The 21,802-nt window shown below is 56.5% G+C and carries 17 protein-coding genes; all 17 read left to right on the top strand.

Translation table 11 applies throughout. The features are described from left to right. Positions 1-68 precede the first annotated feature (68 nt). The 17 genes from D7M11_RS21640 to D7M11_RS21560 all read left to right on the top strand — a co-directional run bounded on the left by D7M11_RS21640 (position 69) and on the right by D7M11_RS21560 (position 21,797). Positions 69-1,409: an ABC transporter substrate-binding protein gene (locus D7M11_RS21640; protein WP_120749349.1), complete on the top strand. Its 1,341-nt coding sequence runs from the start codon at positions 69-71 to the stop codon at positions 1,407-1,409. A 69-nt stretch (positions 1,410-1,478) separates the two neighbouring features. Continuing rightward, a complete protein-coding gene (locus D7M11_RS21635; RefSeq protein ID WP_120749348.1) occupies positions 1,479-4,655 on the top strand; it encodes a chondroitinase family polysaccharide lyase in 3,177 nt (1,058 codons plus the stop codon). Beyond that, positions 4,652-5,986, top strand: coding sequence for an ABC transporter substrate-binding protein (locus tag D7M11_RS21630; RefSeq protein WP_120749347.1), 1,335 nt, complete (start codon positions 4,652-4,654; stop codon positions 5,984-5,986). The genes D7M11_RS21635 and D7M11_RS21630 overlap by 4 nt, the downstream gene beginning before the upstream one ends. 191 nt (positions 5,987-6,177) lie before the next feature. After that, positions 6,178-7,992, top strand: a complete 1,815-nt coding sequence (gene lepA / locus D7M11_RS21625; protein WP_120749346.1) for a translation elongation factor 4 — start codon at positions 6,178-6,180, stop codon at positions 7,990-7,992. Positions 7,993-8,035: 43 nt separating this feature from the next. After that, positions 8,036-9,223 carry a radical SAM family heme chaperone HemW gene (hemW, locus tag D7M11_RS21620; protein ID WP_240041248.1) on the top strand — a complete coding sequence of 396 codons (1,188 nt, stop codon included), beginning with the start codon at positions 8,036-8,038 and terminating at the stop codon, positions 9,221-9,223. A 107-nt stretch (positions 9,224-9,330) separates the two neighbouring features. Beyond that, positions 9,331-9,792, top strand: coding sequence for an N-acetyltransferase (locus tag D7M11_RS21615; RefSeq protein ID WP_120749344.1), 462 nt, complete (start codon positions 9,331-9,333; stop codon positions 9,790-9,792). A 111-nt stretch (positions 9,793-9,903) separates the two neighbouring features. Next, complete coding sequence (gene hrcA, locus D7M11_RS21610; RefSeq protein ID WP_120749343.1) at positions 9,904-10,929, top strand: heat-inducible transcriptional repressor HrcA; 1,026 nt, start codon at positions 9,904-9,906, stop codon at positions 10,927-10,929. Positions 10,930-10,968: 39 nt separating this feature from the next. Beyond that, a complete protein-coding gene (locus D7M11_RS21605) occupies positions 10,969-12,495 on the top strand; it encodes a TCP-1/cpn60 chaperonin family protein (protein WP_120749342.1) in 1,527 nt (508 codons plus the stop codon). A 37-nt stretch (positions 12,496-12,532) separates the two neighbouring features. After that, positions 12,533-13,132, top strand: a complete 600-nt coding sequence (gene grpE, locus D7M11_RS21600) for a nucleotide exchange factor GrpE (protein WP_275671724.1) — start codon at positions 12,533-12,535, stop codon at positions 13,130-13,132. 50 nt (positions 13,133-13,182) lie between these two features. Beyond that, positions 13,183-15,033: a molecular chaperone DnaK gene (dnaK, locus tag D7M11_RS21595; RefSeq protein ID WP_120749341.1), complete on the top strand. Its 1,851-nt coding sequence runs from the start codon at positions 13,183-13,185 to the stop codon at positions 15,031-15,033. Between the two features lie 256 nt (positions 15,034-15,289). Then, entirely contained in the window at positions 15,290-16,411 is a 1,122-nt protein-coding gene (gene dnaJ, locus D7M11_RS21590) for a molecular chaperone DnaJ (protein WP_120749340.1), read from the top strand. Between the two features lie 97 nt (positions 16,412-16,508). Next, positions 16,509-16,724 (top strand): YfhD family protein, encoded by a 216-nt coding sequence (locus tag D7M11_RS21585; RefSeq protein WP_240041241.1) that lies wholly within the window; start codon positions 16,509-16,511, stop codon positions 16,722-16,724. Positions 16,725-16,758: 34 nt separating this feature from the next. Next, a complete protein-coding gene (locus tag D7M11_RS21580) occupies positions 16,759-17,130 on the top strand; it encodes a hypothetical protein (RefSeq protein WP_120749338.1) in 372 nt (123 codons plus the stop codon). 394 nt (positions 17,131-17,524) lie between these two features. Next, on the top strand, positions 17,525-18,148 hold the full coding sequence (locus tag D7M11_RS21575) for an SGNH/GDSL hydrolase family protein (protein ID WP_338042511.1): 624 nt from the start codon (positions 17,525-17,527) through the stop codon (positions 18,146-18,148). Between the two features lie 177 nt (positions 18,149-18,325). Next, a complete protein-coding gene (locus D7M11_RS21570; RefSeq protein WP_120749336.1) occupies positions 18,326-19,096 on the top strand; it encodes a DeoR/GlpR family DNA-binding transcription regulator in 771 nt (256 codons plus the stop codon). Between the two features lie 78 nt (positions 19,097-19,174). Further along, entirely contained in the window at positions 19,175-20,137 is a 963-nt protein-coding gene (locus D7M11_RS21565; protein ID WP_120749335.1) for a metallophosphoesterase family protein, read from the top strand. 169 nt (positions 20,138-20,306) lie between these two features. After that, complete coding sequence (locus tag D7M11_RS21560; RefSeq protein WP_120749334.1) at positions 20,307-21,797, top strand: tagaturonate epimerase family protein; 1,491 nt, start codon at positions 20,307-20,309, stop codon at positions 21,795-21,797. Positions 21,798-21,802: the final 5 nt, after the last annotated feature.

The raw sequence follows: 21,802 nt of genomic DNA, 5'->3' as shown, positions 1-21,802 counted from the left end.
AGGAAGGGGCATATAAGGCAGTAAGTTGTACCGCCAAATATCGTTTCAATAGAAAAAGGGGTGCGCGTATGAATTCGTGGGTTCAATTAACGGGTAAAATCGCTGCCGCAACCGCTCTGACCGCCGTCGTTTTAACCGGCTGCGGCGGTAGCGGTGGGAAACAGGAGGCGTCCGGAAGCGGGGGCGCAACCGGCGGCAAAAAAGAGCCGGTCGAGCTCGTCTTTTACCAAACCGGCAACGCCGATTGGAATGAAGAAGATTTCATGAGCAATTACGGGAATTACATCAAGCAGAAATTTCCGCATATTACGCCCAAGTTCGTTCCCGTACCGTCCACGAAATCGATGGAAGGGCTGATCGCCGCCGGCCAGCAGTTTGACGTCTTTCTGTTCTCCATCGGGCACACCCATCTGAACTTGATCCGCAACGATTTCGCCTACGATATGTCGGAGCTGGTCAAGAAAAAGGGCGTCGACCTGAATCGGTTCGACCCGTTCACGATCGACCAGCAAAGGGAAATATCCGGCGGCGGCATATACGGCTTGCCCCTGTCGAACACATCGCCGGTCATCATGTACAACAAAGACATTTTCGACAAGTTCGGGGCTCCTTACCCGAAGGACGGCATGACCTGGGACCAGGTGTACGATCTGGCCAAGCAGGTTACGCGCAGCGACGGCGGCATCCAGTATTACGGCCTGCTCGCCTCCCCGGAGCACGTCATCAAGACGAATCAGTTTTCCGCGCCGTTCATCGACCCGAAAAGCTTCAAGCCGATGTTCGACGATCCGAAAATGATGACGTTCCTGGAAAATCTGAAACGGTTTTACATGCTTGTTCCGCCGCCGGGAGGCAAGCCGCTGGAAGGAAGCTTCTTCTCCTCGACCGGCCAGTCGAAAATGTTCTCCAAGGACAAAAATTTGGCGATGTGGGTGCATTTCTCCAACTCGGCTGTCAATTTCCCGGCCGATCTGAACTGGGACTACGCTTCGCTGCCTTACTTCAAAGAGCTGGGACCGGTTGGACCGCAAGCGTATCCGGGCTACATCTACATCAGCAAGACGAGCAAGCACAAGGACGATGCAATGGATGTTTTGCAGGCGCTTACATCGGACGAATTCCAGACGATCCGTTCGAAGATGGGCATCGAATCCGCGCTCAAAAATCCGGACATCAAAAAGGTGTTCGCCCAGGATTTGCCGCAGTACAAGGGCAAAAGCATCGCTTCCATCTTCCCACAAAAATACGCCGCTCCGGCTCCGCTTACCGACTACAACGACCTGGCCTGGAAACGCATGAACGAAGCGTTCGGCGATATCGGGCGGGGCAAAAAAGATAATGTCACCGCGATTCGGGAATCTTCGGAGCTGCTAGCCAAAGACATAACCGCCGAGAGATCGAAAAAATAAGCTCGATTCGCCGGAAGGAGGAGGCGCTTCAGCCGCCTCCCATCCCTTCGGTCAGGGAGGTAGGGGTTTATGAACAAGCAGGAACGGCAGCTTGAGATCGACAGCATGGAGCATGGGGGTTCGGGCGAGGCGCCGGCTACTCCGGACGACGGCACGTTTGCGCTGGCCGAATCGTTCGAGGGGGACGGCATCCCGGACGAATGGCGCGTTCGGGATGGAGGCAGCTTGCAGCTGTCGCGCGCCCATTACAAGCATGGGAGACAGTCGCTGCACTGGCGGTGGATTCCGGGCTCGCGCCTGACGGTTGACGGGCCGAAACATCTGAAGGAAGCCGGCAAAAGCCGCAGCGGCGGTATGCGGATCTGGGTATACAGCGAGAACGCGGTCGACGGAGCGCTTACGTTCCGGCTCGGCTCCAGGCAGGAGCTTGATCGGGGGGAGCCCCGGTATGAATTCGACATGCGCATCGGCTTTACCGGCTGGCGGGGCGTCAACGTGCATTTTCGCGAAGATGCCGCCGTTGAAGGCTGGTCCGGTGCAGAGGACGCGGCGCTGGAAGCGATCGATATCGTGCCGCCAACAAGCGGAGAGAGCGGGGCCGTTTTTTTCGACGTCGTCGAGTTTGTCGGCCGTATCCCTGCATCCCGGTCGTCCGACTTTCAAATCCCGCGTGTGCGGCAAAAAACGAATCAAGGAAAGGGCGGAACGTGGGACCGTTCGTTCTATTACAGCGGGCAAAAGCCGCGTTTGCCCCTAGCGGGAGCGATCACCCAGGAGCAGATTGAGGCGTTCGCAACGATAGCGCAAAGACTGGAAGAGTGGGTGTGCGGCCGCAGCCCGGATCTGACGAGGGAACCGCAGCGCATCCGGTACGAAGCGATGCAGCGATTCATCCGGCAAGGCGTGGAAACGTTCGATACACTTCGGCTAAAACGAGATGATAGCGGTTACATTAGCGGACTTCCACTCTTTTCGAGCCGGTCGGCGCACGGACCCGAATTCGGCAAGACCGTTTCGCGGAACGTGTTTTTGCCGCTCGTACTCGACTACAAGCTGAATGGAAATAGCGAGAGCAAGCGGAAGGCGCTCGATCTTTTCGACCACGTTCACGATCAGGGCTGGGCGGCCGGCAGCGGACTGGAGACGCTCGATCATGAGACGAACCGGAATAACGGTTATTTTCACGCCTTTTTCCTGATGCGGGACGAGCTTCGCCAAACCGGACGGCTCGATCGCGAGCGGGCCACGGTGCACTGGTTTCTCAATATCGGAAAAACGTACGGAATACCCGGAGAAGATTACACGGAAACAACCGCGGACGAAGTACGCACCCGTTTCATCTACAAGCTGCAATACGTGCTGGCAATGGACAATACGCCTGAAAAGGTTCGGCATATGGAAGGTTTGCTCGCCTGGATGAACCATGCGCTTGCCATCGCTCCGGGGTACGCCGGGACGATCAAGCGGGACTACATGGGCTTTCACCATCGGGGCGTTTATATGAGCGCCTATGCGCCGAATGCGTACCATACGGCTGCGTTGACCGTTTATTTGCTGCACGGCACCCCGTTCGCGTTGTCCGCGGCATCGGTGCAGAATGTGAAGCAAGCGCTGCTGACGCTGCGCACCGTCACGAACAAATACGACGTGCCCGTCGGTATAAGCGGCCGGTTCCCGGTAAAAGGAGGAGTAACGAACGAAATCCTCCCTGCCTATGCGTATATGGCGCTTGCCGGCGAGCCTGCCGATCCTGAGATAGCCGGCGCGTTCATGCGGCTGTGGGACCCGGATTCGCGGTGTTTGAAGGAAGAACTGTTTCCCGAGGCGAGCTCGAACGGCGTGCAGTATATGGACACGCTCGGAGCCGTAGAGCTGATGCTGAAGCTTGCCGACCAAGGCTTTGCCGCAGAGAACAGTCCAAGCGGCTTTTGGGTCAAGCCGTCATCCGCGCTCGCCGTGCTTCGCCGGGACGACTGGATGGTAGCGACGAAGGGCTGGAGCCAGTACGTGTTCGATTTTGAAGCGCACGGGCGGCGCGGCGGCGGCTCGGTTCACAAGTTCACCGAGGGGGAGAACGTATTCGGACGATATATCAGCTACGGGGCGATGCAGATTGTGGCGTCGGGCGAGCCCGTCAATGCGCGGGATAGCGGCTACGCGCCGGATCGAGGCTGGGATTGGCGCCGCTGGCCGGGCACAACCGCGAAGCGGGTGCCGCTTGCGGAGATGCTGGTCGGCAAGAACGGTTCCGAAGGCGGCCTATTTAATGAGAATACGCGCTCGTTCAGCGACGAAACGTTCGTCGGAGGCGTCGAAAGCGAAAACAGCTGCGGCTTGTTCGCGATGAAGCTGCACGATACCGTATTCGACCCGAGCTTCCGAGCCGTCAAATCGTACTTTTATTTCGGGAGCGAGATCGTGGCGCTCGGCTCCGGCATCGGGTGCGAGGACGATCAGAGCCGGGTCGAAACGACTTTGTTCCAGTGTTATTTGCCTGATCCCGGCATGCCGATACGGGTGCAGTCCGCTGAGGTGACTCAATTTCCATATGTTTTCGGCGAGCGCTCCGGCGCAGGCGCTCCGTTATGGTTCACCGATCCGAACGGCAACGGTTATGTGGTGGCGGACGCGAGCCATTTGCATATCGAGAAAGGCGTACAGCACTCGATCGATCATACGGGCGCAAAAGAAACGAGCGGCGCTTATGCAACCGCGTGGTTCGATCATGGGCTTCGGCCCGAAGGTGCCGATTACGAATACGCGATTTTGGTGCAAACCCCGCCGAATCGCGTTGCCGCCTATGCGGACAATATGCCTTATCGGGTTATCCAAAAAAACAACGCTGCCCATATCGTGGAGCATACGCTCCTTCAGGCAACCGGTTATGCCGTCTTCGACGAGACTGCGACGCTCCCGGCCGGACCGCTTCTCCGGGCAAGCGTTCCGATTATGGCCTATGTGATTAAGCGGGACGGACAATGGACGGTGAGCGTAGCCGACCCGGATCTGCGCCTGCCGAAAAGGGAAAATCAAAAAATGGACGACCGTACCGTCTGGACGGATAGCGAACCCGGGCTAGTGACGATCGAGCTGCGGGGCAAGTGGAGCATCGTGCGGCAAACGAAAGGGGAGCACCTTGCCCGTATCACTGCGCACAGCGGCGACTGTACGCGGATCGAGCTGGTCTGCATGTATGGAGAAACGGTGGAACTGATCTTGAGCGAAATCGGAGGGAACCCGAAATGAGAAGAAGCTGGAAGCTTGCGCTGTTGTCCGTATCCGCCACTATCCTGCTTGCAGGCTGTTCAGGCTCGGGAAAGGCGGGCGATGCCGCCCAAACGAAAGAAGCCGCGAAATCGAAGGAAGCCGCCCAAGAGCCCGTCAAGCTCATTTTGTATACGTACAGCTCCAGTCTGACCGATGCCGAGTTCCAGCAATATATCGTGGAGCCGGTTCAGCGGAAATACCCGAACATTTCGTTACAGCTCATTAACCGTAACGGCGATGAGAATACGCCGGAGAAGCTGATGGCGTCCGGTACGTATCCGGACCTGCTGCTCGTCAGCAACATTTATATCGGCATGTTCAACCAGCTCGGCATGAATATGGATATGAGCGAATTGGCCAAAAAGAATAAGTTGAACGTGAACCGTTTCGACGCCGGCGCGATGGAGGCGATCAAGCAATTCGGCACGAAGGATCAGCTGTTCGGCATCCCGTTTTCGATGAACTATGGAATGACGATCTACAACAAAGACATTTTTAATCAGTTCGGGGTAACGTATCCGAAGGACAAGATGACCTGGAACGAAATGCTCGACCTGGGCAAAAAGCTGACGCGCAAGGAGCGCGACGTCTCCTATATCGGCATCGACCCGGGACCGGTCGACCAGATGAAGGAGCAGTATTCGCTGCCTTATGTCGATGAAAAGCAGGAGAAGCCGGTGCTGAATTCGGATGGCTATCAGAAGCTGTTTACGCTGCTTAAGCAATTTTACGAGGTGCCCGGCTTTATAGGCGACAAAGGCAAATACGATTACGGCCGCAATGCGTTCATGAAAGACAAAACCGTAGCGATGATGCCGACTTGGGGCAACGGCGTCGTCGGCCTGCTCGAGGAGGCGGCTCAGCAGGGAAACCAGGTCAATTGGGATCTTGTCACGCAGCCCGTGTTCGCCGACCGGCCCGAGCTCGGCAGACCCGCGAATATGCCGGTGTTCATGATGTTCCCGAAAAGCCCGAACAAGGAAGCCGCGTTCCGCGTCATCGATACGCTTGTTTCCGACGAGGTGCAGACCGATCTGAATAAAAAAGGAAGGCTTACGGTGCTGAACGACGAAGCGATCAAAAAACAGTTCGCTTCGGAGCTGAAAAGCTTCCAGGGGAAAAACGTGCAGGCGGTGTTTAAGCTGAAGCAGGCGCCGGGCACCGTGCTGACCGATTACGACGTCGAGCTGAAAAAAATACTCGGCGAAGCGGCCAAGGATATGGCCCAAACCGGTAAAGACGTCAATACGACGCTGCGCGAAGCCCAGAACAAGGCGGAGAAAAAGATGGCCGAGCTGAAAGCGAAATAGGCGATGCGGCGGCTGCCGACAATAAGCAAGAGGATGAAAATGTAAGGATAAGTTGTAAGCGAGCCCCCGGTGCTGCCGGGGGTTTTTCGTTCTCATTTGCAATAGTCCTACTGCAAATCAAGTGCCATTTGATGCAACGCTTGCAATTTTGTTATAATGGAGTGTAATGCGCGAAAACCGGGAGGGTCAACATGTCGCAAAGTACGGACAGACAAAGCATGATTCGCAATTTCAGCATCATTGCCCATATCGATCACGGCAAATCTACGCTTGCCGACAGGATCTTGGAATATACAGGCGCCTTGTCCTCGCGTGAGATGCAGGAGCAGGTGCTCGACCAGATGGATCTGGAGCGCGAGCGCGGCATCACGATCAAGCTGCAGGCCGTTCGTCTCGCTTATAAAGCCGACGACGGCAAGGAGTACATTTTGAACCTGATCGACACGCCGGGACACGTCGACTTCACGTACGAAGTTTCCCGCAGTCTTGCCGCCTGCGAAGGGGCGCTGCTCGTCGTCGATGCCGCTCAGGGCATTGAAGCGCAGACGCTCGCCAACGTTTATCTGGCGCTGGACAACAATCTGGAAATTTTACCGGTCATTAACAAGATCGACCTGCCCAGCGCGGAGCCGGAGCGGGTGAAGCAGGAGATCGAGGATGTGATCGGTCTCGACGCCAGCGAGGCGGTGCTTGCCTCGGCCAAAGCGGGTATCGGCATCAAGGATATTTTGGAGCAGGTCGTACGGAAAGTGCCGGCTCCGAACGGGAATCCGTCGAATTCGCTCAAGGCGCTCATTTTCGATTCCCACTACGACGCGTACAAAGGCGTAATCGTGTACGTACGGGTCATCGACGGCGCGATCAAGAAAGGCACCCCGATCCGGTTTATGGCGACCGGAGCCGAATTCGAAGTGATCGAGGTCGGCGCCTTCAAGCCGCGCATGACGATTGTGGATGAGCTTCAGGTCGGCGATGTCGGCTTTGTCGTAGCGGGCATCAAAAACGTGAAGGACACTCGCGTCGGCGATACGATCACCGATTCGCGCAATCCGGCTATCGAGCCGCTGCCCGGCTACCGGAAAATCAATCCGATGGTATACTGCGGCTTGTATCCGATCGATACGGCCGATTATAACGACTTGCGCGAAGCGCTCGAGAAACTCGAGCTGAACGACGCTTCCTTGAAGTACGAGCCAGAGACGTCTTCGGCGCTTGGCTTCGGCTTCCGCTGCGGCTTCCTCGGCTTGCTCCATATGGACGTCATCCAGGAGCGGATCGAGCGGGAATTCAATATTCCGCTCATTACGACGGCGCCGAGCGTTATTTTCCGCGTTACCTTGACGAGCGGCGAAGTGCTCTTGATCGATAATCCGTCGAACTATCCGGAAACGGGACGCATCGACTATGTCGAGGAGCCTTACGTGAAAGCTTCCATTATAGTGCCGAAAGATTACGTCGGTGCGATCATGGAGCTGTGCCAGGGCAAACGCGGCGAGTTCATCAATATGGAATATCTCGACACGACGCGTGTTACGCTCATTTACGATGTTCCGCTGTCGGAGATCGTGTACGACTTCTTCGATCAATTGAAATCGAGCACGAAAGGTTACGCTTCGTTCGACTACGAGGTGTCCGGCTACCGCCGCTCCAATCTGGTGAAGATGGACATTCTGCTGAACAGCGAGCAGGTCGACGCCCTGTCGTTTATCGTTCACCGGGACCGCGCCTACAACCGCGGACGGATTATCTGCGAGAAGCTGAAGGATATTATTCCGCGGCAAATGTTCGAAGTGCCGATCCAGGCCGCTGTCGGGCAAAAGGTGGTCGCCCGCGAAACGATCAAGGCGATGCGTAAAAACGTACTGGCCAAATGTTATGGCGGCGACATTTCGCGGAAACGGAAGCTGCTTGAGAAGCAGAAGGAAGGCAAAAAGCGGATGAAGCAGGTAGGGAACGTCGAGGTGCCGCAGGAAGCGTTTATGGCCGTGCTCAAAATCGACGAATAACGTCTCTTGTTTAATAGAAAGGAAATAAAAAATTATGACGCAGATGCAGGCAGGCGAAGCGGCGCATAAGGCTAACCGCCCAGACTACAACCAAGCCCCGCCCAGAGCGGTATATATCCATATTCCGTTCTGCACGAACAAGTGCCACTACTGCGACTTCAATTCGTACGTCGTGCAAGGCCAGCCGGTCATGGACTATTTGCGGGCGCTGGAGCGGGAGATGGAGCTTACGGTGGAGCGGTTTCCGGCGGAGGGAATCGAATCGATCTTCGTCGGGGGCGGAACCCCTACGGTGCTTACGCCGGAGCAAATGAGCTACTTTCTGGGCACGGTAAACCGCTATTTCGGCGATCGGCTGCCGGATTGCGAAATTACGATGGAAGCGAACCCGGGGACGACCGATCCGGAGAAGCTGGCGGCGATGAAGGAAGGCGGCGTGAACCGGATCAGCTTCGGCGTGCAGTCGTTCGACAACAAGCTGCTGGAGACGATCGGACGCATCCACAGTACGGACGACGTGTACAGAAGCATCGAGAATGCGAGAGCCGCCGGCTTTGACAATTTGTCGATCGATCTGATGCTGGGACTGCCGAATCAGACCGTAGAGGCGATGAATGCGACGCTGGACGAGGCGCTGAAGCTCGAATTGCAGCATTACTCCGCATACAGCCTGAAAATCGAAGAGAACACGTTGTTCCATACGCTGTATCATAAAAACAAGCTGCCGCTTCCGAGCGAGGACGACGAGTTGAATATGTATGTGACGGTGATGCGGCGGATGAAGGAAGCCGGCTACCGCCAGTACGAGATCAGCAACTTTGCGAAGCCTAGCATGGAGAGCCGGCACAACAAGGCCTACTGGCGCAATTTGGCCTATTACGGCCTTGGAGCCGGGGCGCACGGATATGCGAGCGGCAAGAGGCATTTTAACATCAAGGGCGTTCAGGCGTATATCGATGCGTGCGGCAAAGGGCTGCCGATCAAGGAAACGCATGACGTGAGCCGCCAGGAAGCGATGGAAGACTTCATGATGGTCGGTCTGCGTCTGCTGGATGGCGTAAGTAACGCCGATTTTCGCCGTCAGTTCGGTATCGGTATGGAGCAGCCGTTCGGGCGTCAGCTCGAGAAACTGCTGAGCCGCGGACTGCTTCAAGCGGAGAATGACGGGTTTCGACTCACGGAGCAGGGCTTGCTGTTCGGCAACGATGTGTTCGGCGAATTTCTGGAGTAAACTGCGGGTGAATCGCTGCAAAAACTTTTCAAAAAATATATTGAACGATCCGGCCGGCTGTTGTATATTTATTCATATTATTGAATGCTGGCAGGTGGGAATGCGAAATGACTGTAACATGCAGAAAAGCAGCGCTTGACGACGTCGACTCGCTGTACGATATTATTGCGTCTTATGCGGAGAAGGGCATCATGCTGCCGCGCTCGAAGGAAGCGCTCAGCCGTCATATCGATTCGTTCGTGATCGCCGAATACGAAGGGCGGTTCGTCGGCTGCGGCTCGCTATTCCAATTGGGCAAAGACCTCGTCGAGATCCGGTCGCTCGGCGTAACGGACGGATACAAGGGCCAGGGCATCGGCCGCAAGCTGGTTGAGTTCCTGACCGAGGAAGCGAAAAGACAGGGCATTCCGAAAATTATGGCGCTCACGTACGAGGTTGCCTTTTTCGAAAAGATCGGGTTTTCGGTCGTGCCGAAAGAAATATTTCCGGAGAAAGTTTGGACGGATTGCGTCCACTGCAAAAAGCAGCACAATTGTGACGAAATAGCGGTTCTGAAGCGCCTTGACTGACTTGACAAGGTGCTTTTCTTTTTGGTATTTTTGTAGTAAGGTTTTTTAGCACTCCTTTCGATTGAGTGCTAACGACGAACTGCAAGCTTGAAATCTGAAGGAGGTCCGCACATGTTAACTGAACGTCAGAAATTGATTTTGAGCACCATTGTCGACGACTACATTCGTTCAGCCGAACCTGTCGGGTCGCGGACGATTTCCAAGCGCAGCGAAGTCGGATTCAGTCCGGCCACCATCCGCAACGAAATGTCGGATTTGGAGGAGCTCGGATTTTTGGAGCAGCCGCATACGTCGGCTGGCCGGATTCCGTCCCATAAAGGCTACCGTTATTATGTGGACCATCTGGTGAAGCTCGGAAGTTTGTCCGTTAAGGAATTGGATGTTCTGAAGCTGTTTTTCGTCGAGAAGCTGCAGGAGATGGAGCATGTCATTCAGCATGTGGCGACGGTGCTGTCCGGCCTGACGAATTATACGTCGATTGTGCTGGGCCCGGAACTGCTTACTACGACGCTGAAGCATCTTCAGATCGTACCGCTGAACGATACGTCGGCGGTCGCCATCATCGTGACGAATACGGGGCATGTCGAGAATAAAGTCATCTCGATCCCGGACGGGATGTCTCCGCACGAGATGGAACGATTCGTCAATCTGATGAACGCCCGGCTGTCCGGGGTGCCGCTCATCCATTTCAAGTCCCGTCTGCATAACGAAGTCAGCTCGGAGCTTGGCAATTATGTGAGCAAGTACGAGGAACTGATCCGAATGATGGAAGGGACGCTCGTCAGCGACGAGGAGGACCGCATTTTCGTCAGCGGCTCGACCAATATGCTGACACAGCCCGAATTCAAGGACGTCGACAAAGTCAAAGGCATTCTTGATCTGTTCGACGAGGCGCAGACGCTCGTGAAGCTGTTCTCCCAGGCGCCCCAAGGCATTCAGGTCAAGATCGGCACGGAAAACAGCGTCGAAGCTATTAATAACTGCAGTCTGATTACGGCATCCTATTCGATAGACGGACAACTGCTCGGAACGATCGGTATTCTCGGTCCCACGCGGATGGAATACGGCAAGGTGATCTCCCTGCTCGATCATTTATCGAAGGATATGGCCGTAGTGCTTGCACGCTGGTACAAGTAACGGCTTCAGAATGCGGACCGGAAGAGGAATCAATCGGTTATGAATCCAGCGAATCATGAGGGTGAGGAGCGTCATGCCGCCTTGCTCAACAACGCCGCCGCCGTTCGGGCGATATGCTCCGCCGTCGAAGGGACGCTCGGCCCGAAAGGGCTCGATACGATGCTGGTCGGTTCTCGCGGCGACGTGCTGGTGACGAATGACGGGGCTACCATTTTGCAAAAAATGGATGTCACGCATCCCGCCGCCCGTATGCTCGTTCAGGTGGCGAGGTCGCAGCAGGAGCAGATCGGCGATGGCACAACGACGGCGACGGTGCTTGCCGGGGCGCTTGTGTCCGAAGGCGTGGCCCAGGTGACGAAGGGCGTGCCCGTGGCCAAGGTGGTACAGGGCCTGATGGACGGAGTGGGCTTTGCAACGCGGCGTCTGCTCGAGCGCTCCCGCGCCGTGTCGGGGCCGGACGATCCGATCTTGTACCGGATCGCCTATGTGGCCGGACGCGAGCACAGCGACATCGCCGAGCTCGTCGTTGATGCGGCGAAGCTGCTCGGCGGCTCGCGGCTTAAGGAGGAAGGCTTCCGCTTCTCCGATCTCGTCGTTTCGCACGAACGGCCGTCAAGCGAAGTGTGGCCCGGCCTTATGCTCGAACAGAAGCCGTACCAGGCGCATCAGTTCGAAGCGGAGGTGCGGGACTCGGCGGTGCTGGTCTTGTACGACGCGCTGGAGCCGGAGAAGCTGGGGGACGAAACGCTCATGACGGATGCGGGCTTTCAGGCGTATATGCGGTTGAAGGAACGTTTTGCGGAGCATTTGCGCAAGCTGCCGGAGCTTGATGTGCGGCTTGTCGCGCTCGATCGCAGCGCCGATCCGGAAGCCGAGCAATTTTGCGCGGATAACGGGATCATGCTGCTGCAGCGCGTGCCGAAGCGGGAGCTGGAGCGGCTGTGCGAGCATACGGGAGCGCGGCCTGCGCGGAAGTCCGTGCTCGGCAAGCCGGCTCAGGAGCTTGCCGGCTATACGGGACGATGCGCGTCGCTGCAATACGACGGCCGCATCCGTCGCATCCGGCTGACCGGCGGGGCCGGCAAGCCGACTGCGACGGTACTGGTCGGAGCCAGCACACGCGAGGTCGTCGGCGAGCGGGCGCGCATCGCCCAGGATGCGGCAGCGGCTGCACAGGCGGCCATCCGCGGCGGCTATTTGCCCGGCGGCGGCTCCGTCGAGGTAGCGATCGCTTATGAGCTGGAGCGTTACCGCGAGACCGTGGCGGGCCTGGAAGCATTCGGCGTTGAAGCGGTCGCCCACGCACTGCGTAAGCCGCTTGCGCAAATGGCGCAAAACGCCGGCTTTAACCCGCTGGAGAAGCTCGAGGCGGTCAAATCCGCCCAATTGGCCGAGCGGTCGGACAGGCACGGCATCGATTGCGATAGCGGACAGGTGACGGATTGTCTCGCCCGCGGCATTATCGATCCGGCTCCGGTGAAAGTCCACGCCCTGCGGGCGGCGGGCGAAGTGGCGGCGGCGGTGCTGCGCATTCATACGGTAATCAAGATGAAATCCGACGATTAAATAGAAATCGCAGGACAATAGGTGGAGGTGCTGCAAGGTGGCAGAACAGGAGAAGCGCCAGGCTACTCTAGAGCAGGAAGACATCGTGCAACAGGCAGGCGAAACGGCCGATGAGGCGGCTGCTGAAACGGTGGAGGAAGTAGCGGGGGAAGCGGCAGCCGAGGCGGCCGCAGAAGTGTCGGCCGAGCGCCGCGAGCTGGAGGAGCAGCGGAAGCTGGCCGATGAACACTACCAGCGCTATTTGCGTACGCAAGCGGACTTCGATAATTTCCGCCGCCGGTCGCGTCAGGAGAAGGAAGATTTCGCCAAGTACGCTTCCGGTAAGCTTATCGAGCAGCTTCTGCCGATCGTGGACAATTTCGAACGGGCTATTGCCGTTTCGAAGGACAACAGCGACCACGAGGCGCTTTTGAAAGGCGTCGATATGATATTCCGCCAATTCGATGCAGTACTTGCGGCGGAAGGCCTTCAGCGGATCGAGTCCGTCGGGCAGCCGTTCAATCCGGAATTCCATCAGGCGATTATGCAGGTGGAGTCGGAGGAGCACGAGGAAGGCACCGTCGTGGAAGAAGTGCAGAAGGGCTACATGCTGAAAGATAAAGTCCTTCGCCCGTCGATGGTCAAAGTTAGCGGATAAGCAGCTATTTTATTTATAGATACAACCCAAACTTTAGGAGGTACTTGTTCATGAGTAAAGTAATCGGAATCGACCTTGGTACGACCAACTCTTGCGTAGCGGTTATGGAAGGCGGAGAAGCGGTAGTTATTCCTAACGTGGAAGGCAATCGGACGACTCCTTCCGTCCTGGGCTTTAAGAAAGACGGAGAGCGCGTCGTCGGTGAAACGGCGAAACGCCAAGCGATCACGAACCCGGACCGTACGATCATCTCGATCAAGCGTTATATGGGAACGAACCACAAAGAAAAGATTGATGACAAAGAATATTCGCCGCAAGAAATTTCTGCAATGATCCTGCAAAAGCTGAAAGCGGACGCCGAAGCTTATCTCGGCACGACCGTAACGCAGGCGGTTATTACCGTTCCGGCTTATTTCAACGACAGCCAGCGCCAGGCGACCAAAGATGCAGGCAAAATAGCCGGTCTCGAAGTGCTTCGGATCGTAAACGAACCGACGGCGGCCGCACTTGCTTACGGTCTCGACAAGCAGGATACGAACCAGACGATTCTCGTTTACGACCTTGGCGGCGGTACGTTCGACGTATCGATTCTCGAGCTCGGCGACGGCATTTTTGAAGTAAAAGCGACGAGCGGCGACAACCGTCTCGGCGGCGACGATTTCGACCAAGTGGTTATGGACTATTTGGTAGCCGAGTTCAAAAAAGAGCACGGCATCGATCTGAGCAAAGATAAAGCAGCCGTTCAACGCTTGAAGGATGCGGCCGAAAAAGCGAAGAAAGAGCTTTCCAGCGTGCTTACGACGACGATCTCGCTGCCGTTCATCACGGTTGTCGACGGCGTACCGCAGCACTTGGAGCTGAACCTGACCCGCGCGAAATTCGAAGAAATTTCCGCTCCGCTCGTAGAGCGCACGCTTGGCCCGACTCGTCAGGCGCTTAGCGACTCCGGACTTTCTACCAGCGAAATTACGAAGGTCGTTCTCGTCGGCGGATCGACGCGGATTCCGGCCGTTCAAGAAGCGATCAAGAAGCTGATCGGCAAAGAGCCGCACAAAGGCGTTAACCCGGACGAAGTCGTTGCCCTCGGCGCCGCGATTCAAGCGGGCGTTCTTACCGGTGACGTAAAAGACGTCGTACTGCTCGACGTAACTCCGCTTTCGCTCGGTATCGAAACGGCAGGCGGCGTGTTCACGAAGATGATCGACCGCAATACGACGATTCCAACGAGCAAATCGCAAGTGTATTCGACTTATGCGGATAACCAAACGAGCGTTGAAATTCACGTGCTGCAAGGCGAGCGCTCGATGGCGGCCGACAACAAAACGCTCGGACGGTTTATGCTCGGCGATATTCCTCCGGCACCGCGCGGCATTCCGCAAATCGAAGTTACGTTCGACATCGATGCCAACGGTATCGTGAACGTATCCGCGCTTGACAAAGGCACGGGCAAGAGCCAAAAAATTACGATTACGTCTTCGAGCGGCCTGAGCGATGCAGAAATCGACAAAATGATGAAGGATGCCGAAGCTCACGCCGATGAAGACCGCAAGCGCAAAGATCTGGTAGAAGCCCGCAATCAGGCGGATCAGCTGATCTATACGGTGGATAAGACGGTGAAGGACCTCGGCGACAAAGTGGATCAAGGCGAAATCGACAAAGCGAATGCGGCTAAGGATGAGCTGAAAAAAGCTTTGGAAGGAAACGACCTGGAGACGATCACGAAGGCGACCGAGCAGCTGTCCGAAGTTGTTCAGCAGCTTTCCGTGAAGCTGTATGAGCAAGCGGCTCAAGCGCAAGGCGCTGGGGCTGGAGCCGGAGCTGAAGCCGGTGCGGCGGAAAGCGGAGCGAAGCGCGAAAATGTCGTAGACGCCGATTACGAAGTGGTGGACGACAAGAAGTAAGAAGCGAAGCATGCAAGCTAGCGGGCAAAGTCCAGCGTTTCCGCGAAAGTCAAAGCCAGGGCTATCCTGGCTTTGACTTCGTTTTGCGGATAAGCGCATTTGGGCTGGCGCCGGCTGCGTGGACGTGCTACACTTTTTGGGGTGCTTTAAAGGTTAACTTCACTTTTTGGGGCGAAGTCTGGGGTCCCCAAAAAGTAGTCGGATTAAGCTACAAAGATTAACTTCACTTTTTGGGGTATCTTGGGGAGGTGGAACGGTGAGCAAACGCGATTTATACGAAGTGCTTGGCGTAGGCAAAGAAGCTTCGGATGACGAAATTAAAAAGGCGTATCGACGGTTGGCTCGTCAGTACCATCCGGACGTAAATAAAGCGGCGGATGCCGAGGAGAAGTTCAAGGAAGCGAAAGAAGCGTACGAGGTGCTCAGCGACAACCAGAAGAGAGAGCATTACGACCGTTTCGGCACGACCGATCCGAATCAGGGAATGGGCGGCTTCGGCGGCGGCGCTCAAGACTTCGGCGGCTTCGGCGATATTTTCGATATGTTTTTCGGCGGCGGCGGACAGCGTCGCAACCCAAACGCGCCGCAGCGCGGGGCCGATCTTCAATATACGATGACGATCGAGTTCAAAGAGGCTGTGTTCGGCAAGGAGCTGGATATCCAGATTCCGCGGACCGAGTCTTGCGACAACTGTCACGGTTCGGGAGCTAAGCCGGGAACGAAGCCGGAGACGTGTTCGACATGTCGCGGTACGGGGCAGCAGGAAGTCGTGCAAAACACGGCGTTCGGCCGAATCGTCAACCGGCGGGTTTGTTCGTCGTGTAACGGGCAAGGCTCCATCATTAAAGACAAATGCTCGTCGTGCCACGGCGCGGGCAAAATCAAGCGTCAGCGCAAAATTCATGTGAAAGTACCGGCCGGCGTCGATGACGGAGCCCAGCTTCGCGTATCCGGCGAGGGTGAAGGCGGAACGAAGGGCGGCCCTCCGGGCGACTTGTATATCGTCATCCGCGTCAAGTCGCACGACTTTTTCGAGCGCGAGGGCGACGATATTTTCTGCGAGGTTCCGCTTACGTTCGCTCAGGCGGCGCTCGGCGACGAGATCGAAATTCCGACGCTGTCGGAAAAGGTAAAGCTGAAAATTCCCGCAGGCACCCAGACAGGCACCTACTTCCGCCTGAAGGGCAAAGGCGTACCGCGTCTGCGCGGCTACGGGCAAGGCGACCAGCAGGTGAAGGTCGTCGTCGTCACGCCGACCAACCTGAACGAGCAGCAAAAAGAGCTGCTGCGCGACTTGGCGAAGCAAAACGGCGAGCATACCCATGAACAAAACCAGACGATTTTCGAGCGTATGAAAAAAGCGTTTTTGGGCGACTGATCCGGCTGAGCGCCAGTATAATGCACAGGACCGCCTTCCTGGGGGAACGATTCCCTCGGAGGCGGTCTTTTTGCCGTCCGCATAAGTTTTCCTCGGAATGGAAAAATACGTAGGTACCACATTTCACCCGTTTATCGAATGGACTGAAGGAGGGATCGGCATGTATGACGAGAACGAGCAGGAAAAGGGAAGATCGGCCTTTTCGATAGGGAAAAACGAGGATGTTGAGTTTTCCGAAGCGTTAGCGGATTCGGACGATTTGGAAGCGCGCGAGCGGGCTGAGGCTGCTGACGAGCGGCAGCAGGACGAATAAAAAGGCGCCTTGAACCGATGGAGGTGGAACGACGATGGCGGAGAAACAAATACTCGCTTACTTTAAAAGCCGCGAGGAAGCCGAAGGAGCCGCTGCCAAATTGAAGTCGCTGCGCATAGAAGACATGCGTGTCGACGAGATCGGGCGTTTTCCCGGCGAAGGCAGCGACCGTATCGAAAATCCGGTCAACGCCGACTTCTCGGGCCTCGGCTATTTGACGCTCGGCGGCGATTTCCCGGACCGGGATGCGGCTGTACTCGCAGCGGCCGACGCCAGTGCAAGCGGCATGGCTGTCAGCGGCGAGGACGATACGATGGGCCGGAACTATTTACTTACGGCCGTTATGGACGAAGACGTTCATCATCAGGCGCTGCGCGTAGTGGAGCAGGGCGGCGGACTGCTCTAACAAGCAGTCACAGCGGGAATCGGCACAACGCCGATTCCTTTTTTGTTCCTAGTAGCGTCAGCTCGAAGCTTGGAGCGGAAGCGAAAGTTCCGTTATAGCGGCAGTTAACCTCGGGAGAAGCAGGCAAATGAGCCCATAAGGAAGATTTGCTTCCTTTATGTCAACTTGGACGACCAGCAAAGCGGCGATAGAGGAACTTCTAGTTCCGCTGTAGAGAATAGGTTATGAGACGGGGAAGCGGTCCGTTCTTTTTTCTAGACTATTTGTACCGGTTACGCAAAAACTCATAAAAAAAGCATGTCCGCTTCCGGCCGATTCCCTTATAATGGTACTGGACGTTTTCAACCAAACGGAGGGGAAACCATTGCTCATTCAGCCGAAAAGCAGACTTGTGATGATTGGGGATTCGATTACCGACTGCGGCCGCGCGAAGCCGATCGGGGAAGGCCGGGGAGAAGCGCTCGGCAAAGGGTACGTTTCGCTCGTCGATGCGCTGCTCGGAACCGTTTATCCAGGCCATGAGATTCGCGTAACGAACATGGGAACAGGCGGCAATACGGTCCGCAATCTGAAGGAACGCTGGCAAACCGACGTGATCGATCTGAAGCCGGACTGGCTGTCGATTATGATCGGTATTAACGATGTTTGGCGGCAATACGATTTGCCGACTTATTCCGAGAAGCATGTACGGATCGAGGAGTACGAAAGCACGCTGCGCGAGCTGGTCGGCCAAACGCAGCCGCTGGTCAAAGGGCTGGTGCTGATGACCCCGTTTTATATCGAGCCGAACCGCGACGATGCCATGCGTGCCGCGATGGACCGGTACGGGCAAGTAGTCAAGAAGCTTGCCGAGGAAACGGGTGCCGTCTTTATCGATACGCAAAAAGCGTTCGACGACGTGCTGCCGCATTACTATCCCGCGACGCTGGCGTGGGACCGCGTACATCCGAATATGACCGGGCATATGGTGCTGGCCCGCGCTTTCTTAAGCGGAGTCGGCTTCGGCTGGAACGGTTAAGCCCGGAAGCCTCCTGTTATCGCAATAACTAGATGAAGGATCGTCCTCACAGACGGTCTTTCTTTTTTTGCCAAAAAACAATTGACACCTTCGCAATCATGTTCTAGAATGGGCAACAAACAACAAGAATAGTCATAAACGGACATACAGCATGAAACATGCATCGGAGGAAGCGGCATGTCTCTTACATTTGAAGATCGGCGCATCACGATACTGGCCATATTGAACGAACAGGGGAAGGTGGAGGTGCCCGCACTTGCGCAGCGGCTCCGGGTATCCGCCGAAACGATCCGGCGCGATCTGGACCGTCTGGAGAAGGAAGGCCAGCTGAAGAAAGTGTACGGCGGAGCCGTTCCGCTTCGGATGGAGCTTCGCGAGCCGCCGTTCAAACAGCGGATGGAGCTGCACCGGGCGGGCAAAGCGGCTATAGCCGCATATGCGGCAGCGCTTGTTCGTGAAGGGGAGACCATCATGGTCGACCATGGGACGACGATGCTCGGACTGCTGCAGCATTTACGGGACCGGGAGGATGTGACGATTGTGACCCATTCCGTGCCGGTGCTGCTGGCGGCCATGGAGCACTTCGCCGGGAAGCTGCTGTTTGCCGGCGGGGAGCTGAACGCTCCGCTGCAATCCGTAACAGGGACGATGACGGAGCGGCTGCTCGGCCAGTTCAAGGTGCACAAGTCGTTTTTGTCGGTGGGCGGAGTATCGCTGGAGAACGGCATTACCGATTACGACTACGGGGAGGCGAGCGTTTCCCGCAAGATGCTCGAATGCGCGGAGGAAGCGATCGTGCTGGCCGATCATTCGAAGATCGGCAAAACAACGTTCGCCCATATCGCCGCTCTGCATGAGGTGAGTATGATCGTAACCGATGCGGAGTGCCCGCAGGAATGGCTGGACCGGTTCGCGGAACGCAGCGTGGAGCTGATAACGGCGCCTTAACGTTGAAACCGTGAATAAACAGGCAATTGGCATGGCAATGAAATGCAAGTCGTTACAAATTAGGGGAGGCGCCGAGACATGAGCAGCAATCGAAAGCAGTTGAAATTCCGTCAGGACGGAACGTTTACGATCGCGCAATTTACCGATGTGCATTGGATGCACGGACTGGAGGCGGATCTGCGCTCGCGCGAGCTGATGGAGCGGGTCATCCGCGAAGAGAAGCCGGACCTTATCGTATTTACCGGCGACTTGATTTATACGGGCAAAGTGAAGGAAGGCCGCGAGCCGTGCACCGATCCGAAAAAAGCGCTGCGCGAGGCGGTAGCGGCCGCAGAGGAAAACGCGATTCCGTGGGCGGTCGTGTTCGGCAATCACGATACGGAGAAGTTTATCACGCGGGAGGAACTGGCTGCGGAGGTGGAGACGTATGCGCACGCGGTTTCGACGAGAGGACCAGAAGAACTGTCCGGCTGCGGGAACTTCGTGCTTGAGCTGCAAGGCGGCGACGGTCGTGCGGCGGCCGCGCTGTACGGCCTCGATTCGGGCGCTTACTCTTTCCTGCCGCAGGTGGGCGGCTACGATTGGGTTCGCCGGGATCAGATCGCCTGGTATTTAAACGAATCCCGCCGGTTAACCGAACAAAACGGAGGAGAGCCGATGCCCGCGCTCGCCTTCTTCCACATCCCGCTGCCCGAGTATGACCTTGTATGGAGAACCAAGACGTGTTACGGCGAAAAGTATGAAGATGTTTGCTGCGCGAGAGTGAATAGCGGGCTGTTCGCGGCTCTGGTCGAGGGTGGGGATGTTCTGGCAACGTTCTGCGGACACGATCACGTGAACGATTATTGGGGGGAGCTGTTCGGTATCAAGCTGACGTACGGCCGGGCGACGGGCTACAACACGTACGGGCGCGAAGGGTTCCCGCGCGGCTCCCGGCTGATCCGGCTGACCGAAGGGCGGCGAGACTTCGAAACATGGCTGCGCCTCGATGACGGATCGGTCGTGCTGGAACAGCCGGAGCATGTACCGGATCGCGGATGAGCAAAATTTGTAGAATAAAACAAGCAAACCGCAAAAATTGAACAGAAACAGGATGGATATTGCGCTAAGATGAGGCTAAGCGCGAGTAGGCGGCTACGAAACGACCGGCCACCTGCCGTCTACTTGCAAACGCCGACTACTTGTCGCCACTTCCCAAGGAGGTTCATCGATGCAACAAGCTATCCTATCGATTATTGAGCAGTTGAAACAAAACGGTACCGAACTGAAAGTATACGAACGCTCGCTTGCCCAGCACGAAGGCGTGCGTCTGGTCATGATCAAACGGGACGGCCGGAAGGCGCTGCTCGCTGAAGGCTTAGGCGCGCTTGCCGATGCGCTAGAAGGAGAAGCTGTGGCGGGAGGCGCAAGCCCGTCCAAGCTTTGTCCGCTCTCCCATGCGAACCGGCTCGTGCTGAACCGCTTTTTCCCGTACACCGCTCCGCGCGCATTCGGGACTGGAATCGCCACCATCGGCCTCGGCGACCGGCTCGGCATCGCTTCTCCCGGCCATATCGAGACGGTGCGCGGCAAGGAGCTTCGCCCGATTTTGGCGCAGCAGAGCATCCGCGAGCTGAACTTGACCGGGCGCGATTACAAGCAGGTGCTTGACGCCGCCTGTTATGCCGCCTTCCAGGAAGGCTACACGGACGGCTTCGGCGCCGACGGCGATCATCTGAAGGTGGAAGCGGATATCGAGATGGCGCTCGGACTCGGCTTCACGATGCTGACGCTGGACTGTTCGGAGCATATCGACAATACGGTCGAGGGGCTTAACGAGGAACAGTTAATGGCCAAATACGCCGAGGTGCCGGCGGATATTCGCGCTCATTACGAAGGCAAATATTTGAACCGCACCTTCGAGGTGGCCGGCAGCGGATTCGTCTACAATCCGCAGTCGCTTGCCAAAAACGTGCTTATTTACGCCAAAGCGATCGAGTATATGGAGCATGTATTCCGTAAATATATCCAAACGGCCGGTCGGGAAATCGACTTCGAAATTTCGATCGACGAGACGCTTACGCCTACGGACCCGGCGTCGCATTTCCTGATCGCGGAGGAGCTGTACGGACGCGGCGTGACGATGTTCTCGATGGCGCCCCGGTTCTGCGGCGAGTTCCAGAAAGGGATCGATTACATCGGCGACGTAAACCGGTTCGAGGAAGAACTGAAGGTGCATGCCGCGATCGCCGATCATTTCGGCTACAAGCTGAGCATCCATTCCGGCAGCGACAAATTTACGGTGTTTCCGATGATCGGTCTTCATACGAAAGGCCGCTTCCATCTGAAGACGGCGGGCACGAACTGGCTGGAGGCGATGCGCGTGATCGCCAAAGAAAAACCGGCTCTGTACCGGCGGATGCATGCGTACGCATTCGAACATTTCCATGAGGCGACCGCGTATTACCACGTCAAGGCCGATCTGAATGCGATCAAACCGCTGGCTGACGTTACCGACGCCGAACTCCCGGATTATTTAAACGACGACGACGCGCGGCAAATGCTGCATATTACGTACGGCGTTCTGCTTCAAGCCAAGGACGCAAACGGTCAAGCGTTGTTTAAGGATGAGTTTTTCAAAACGATGGACGATTATGAGTTGTCTTATACGGAAGCGCTCAGCGCACATATCGGCAAACATGTGGCGCTTCTTGGCAAATAACGCTT

The sequence above is a fragment of the Paenibacillus ginsengarvi genome, assembly GCF_003626695.1.
GTDB lineage: Bacteria > Bacillota > Bacilli > Paenibacillales > NBRC-103111 > Paenibacillus_AB > Paenibacillus_AB ginsengarvi.
The sequence above is the reverse complement of the archived record's forward strand: the minus strand, read 5'-3'. Positions and strand labels throughout refer to the sequence as shown.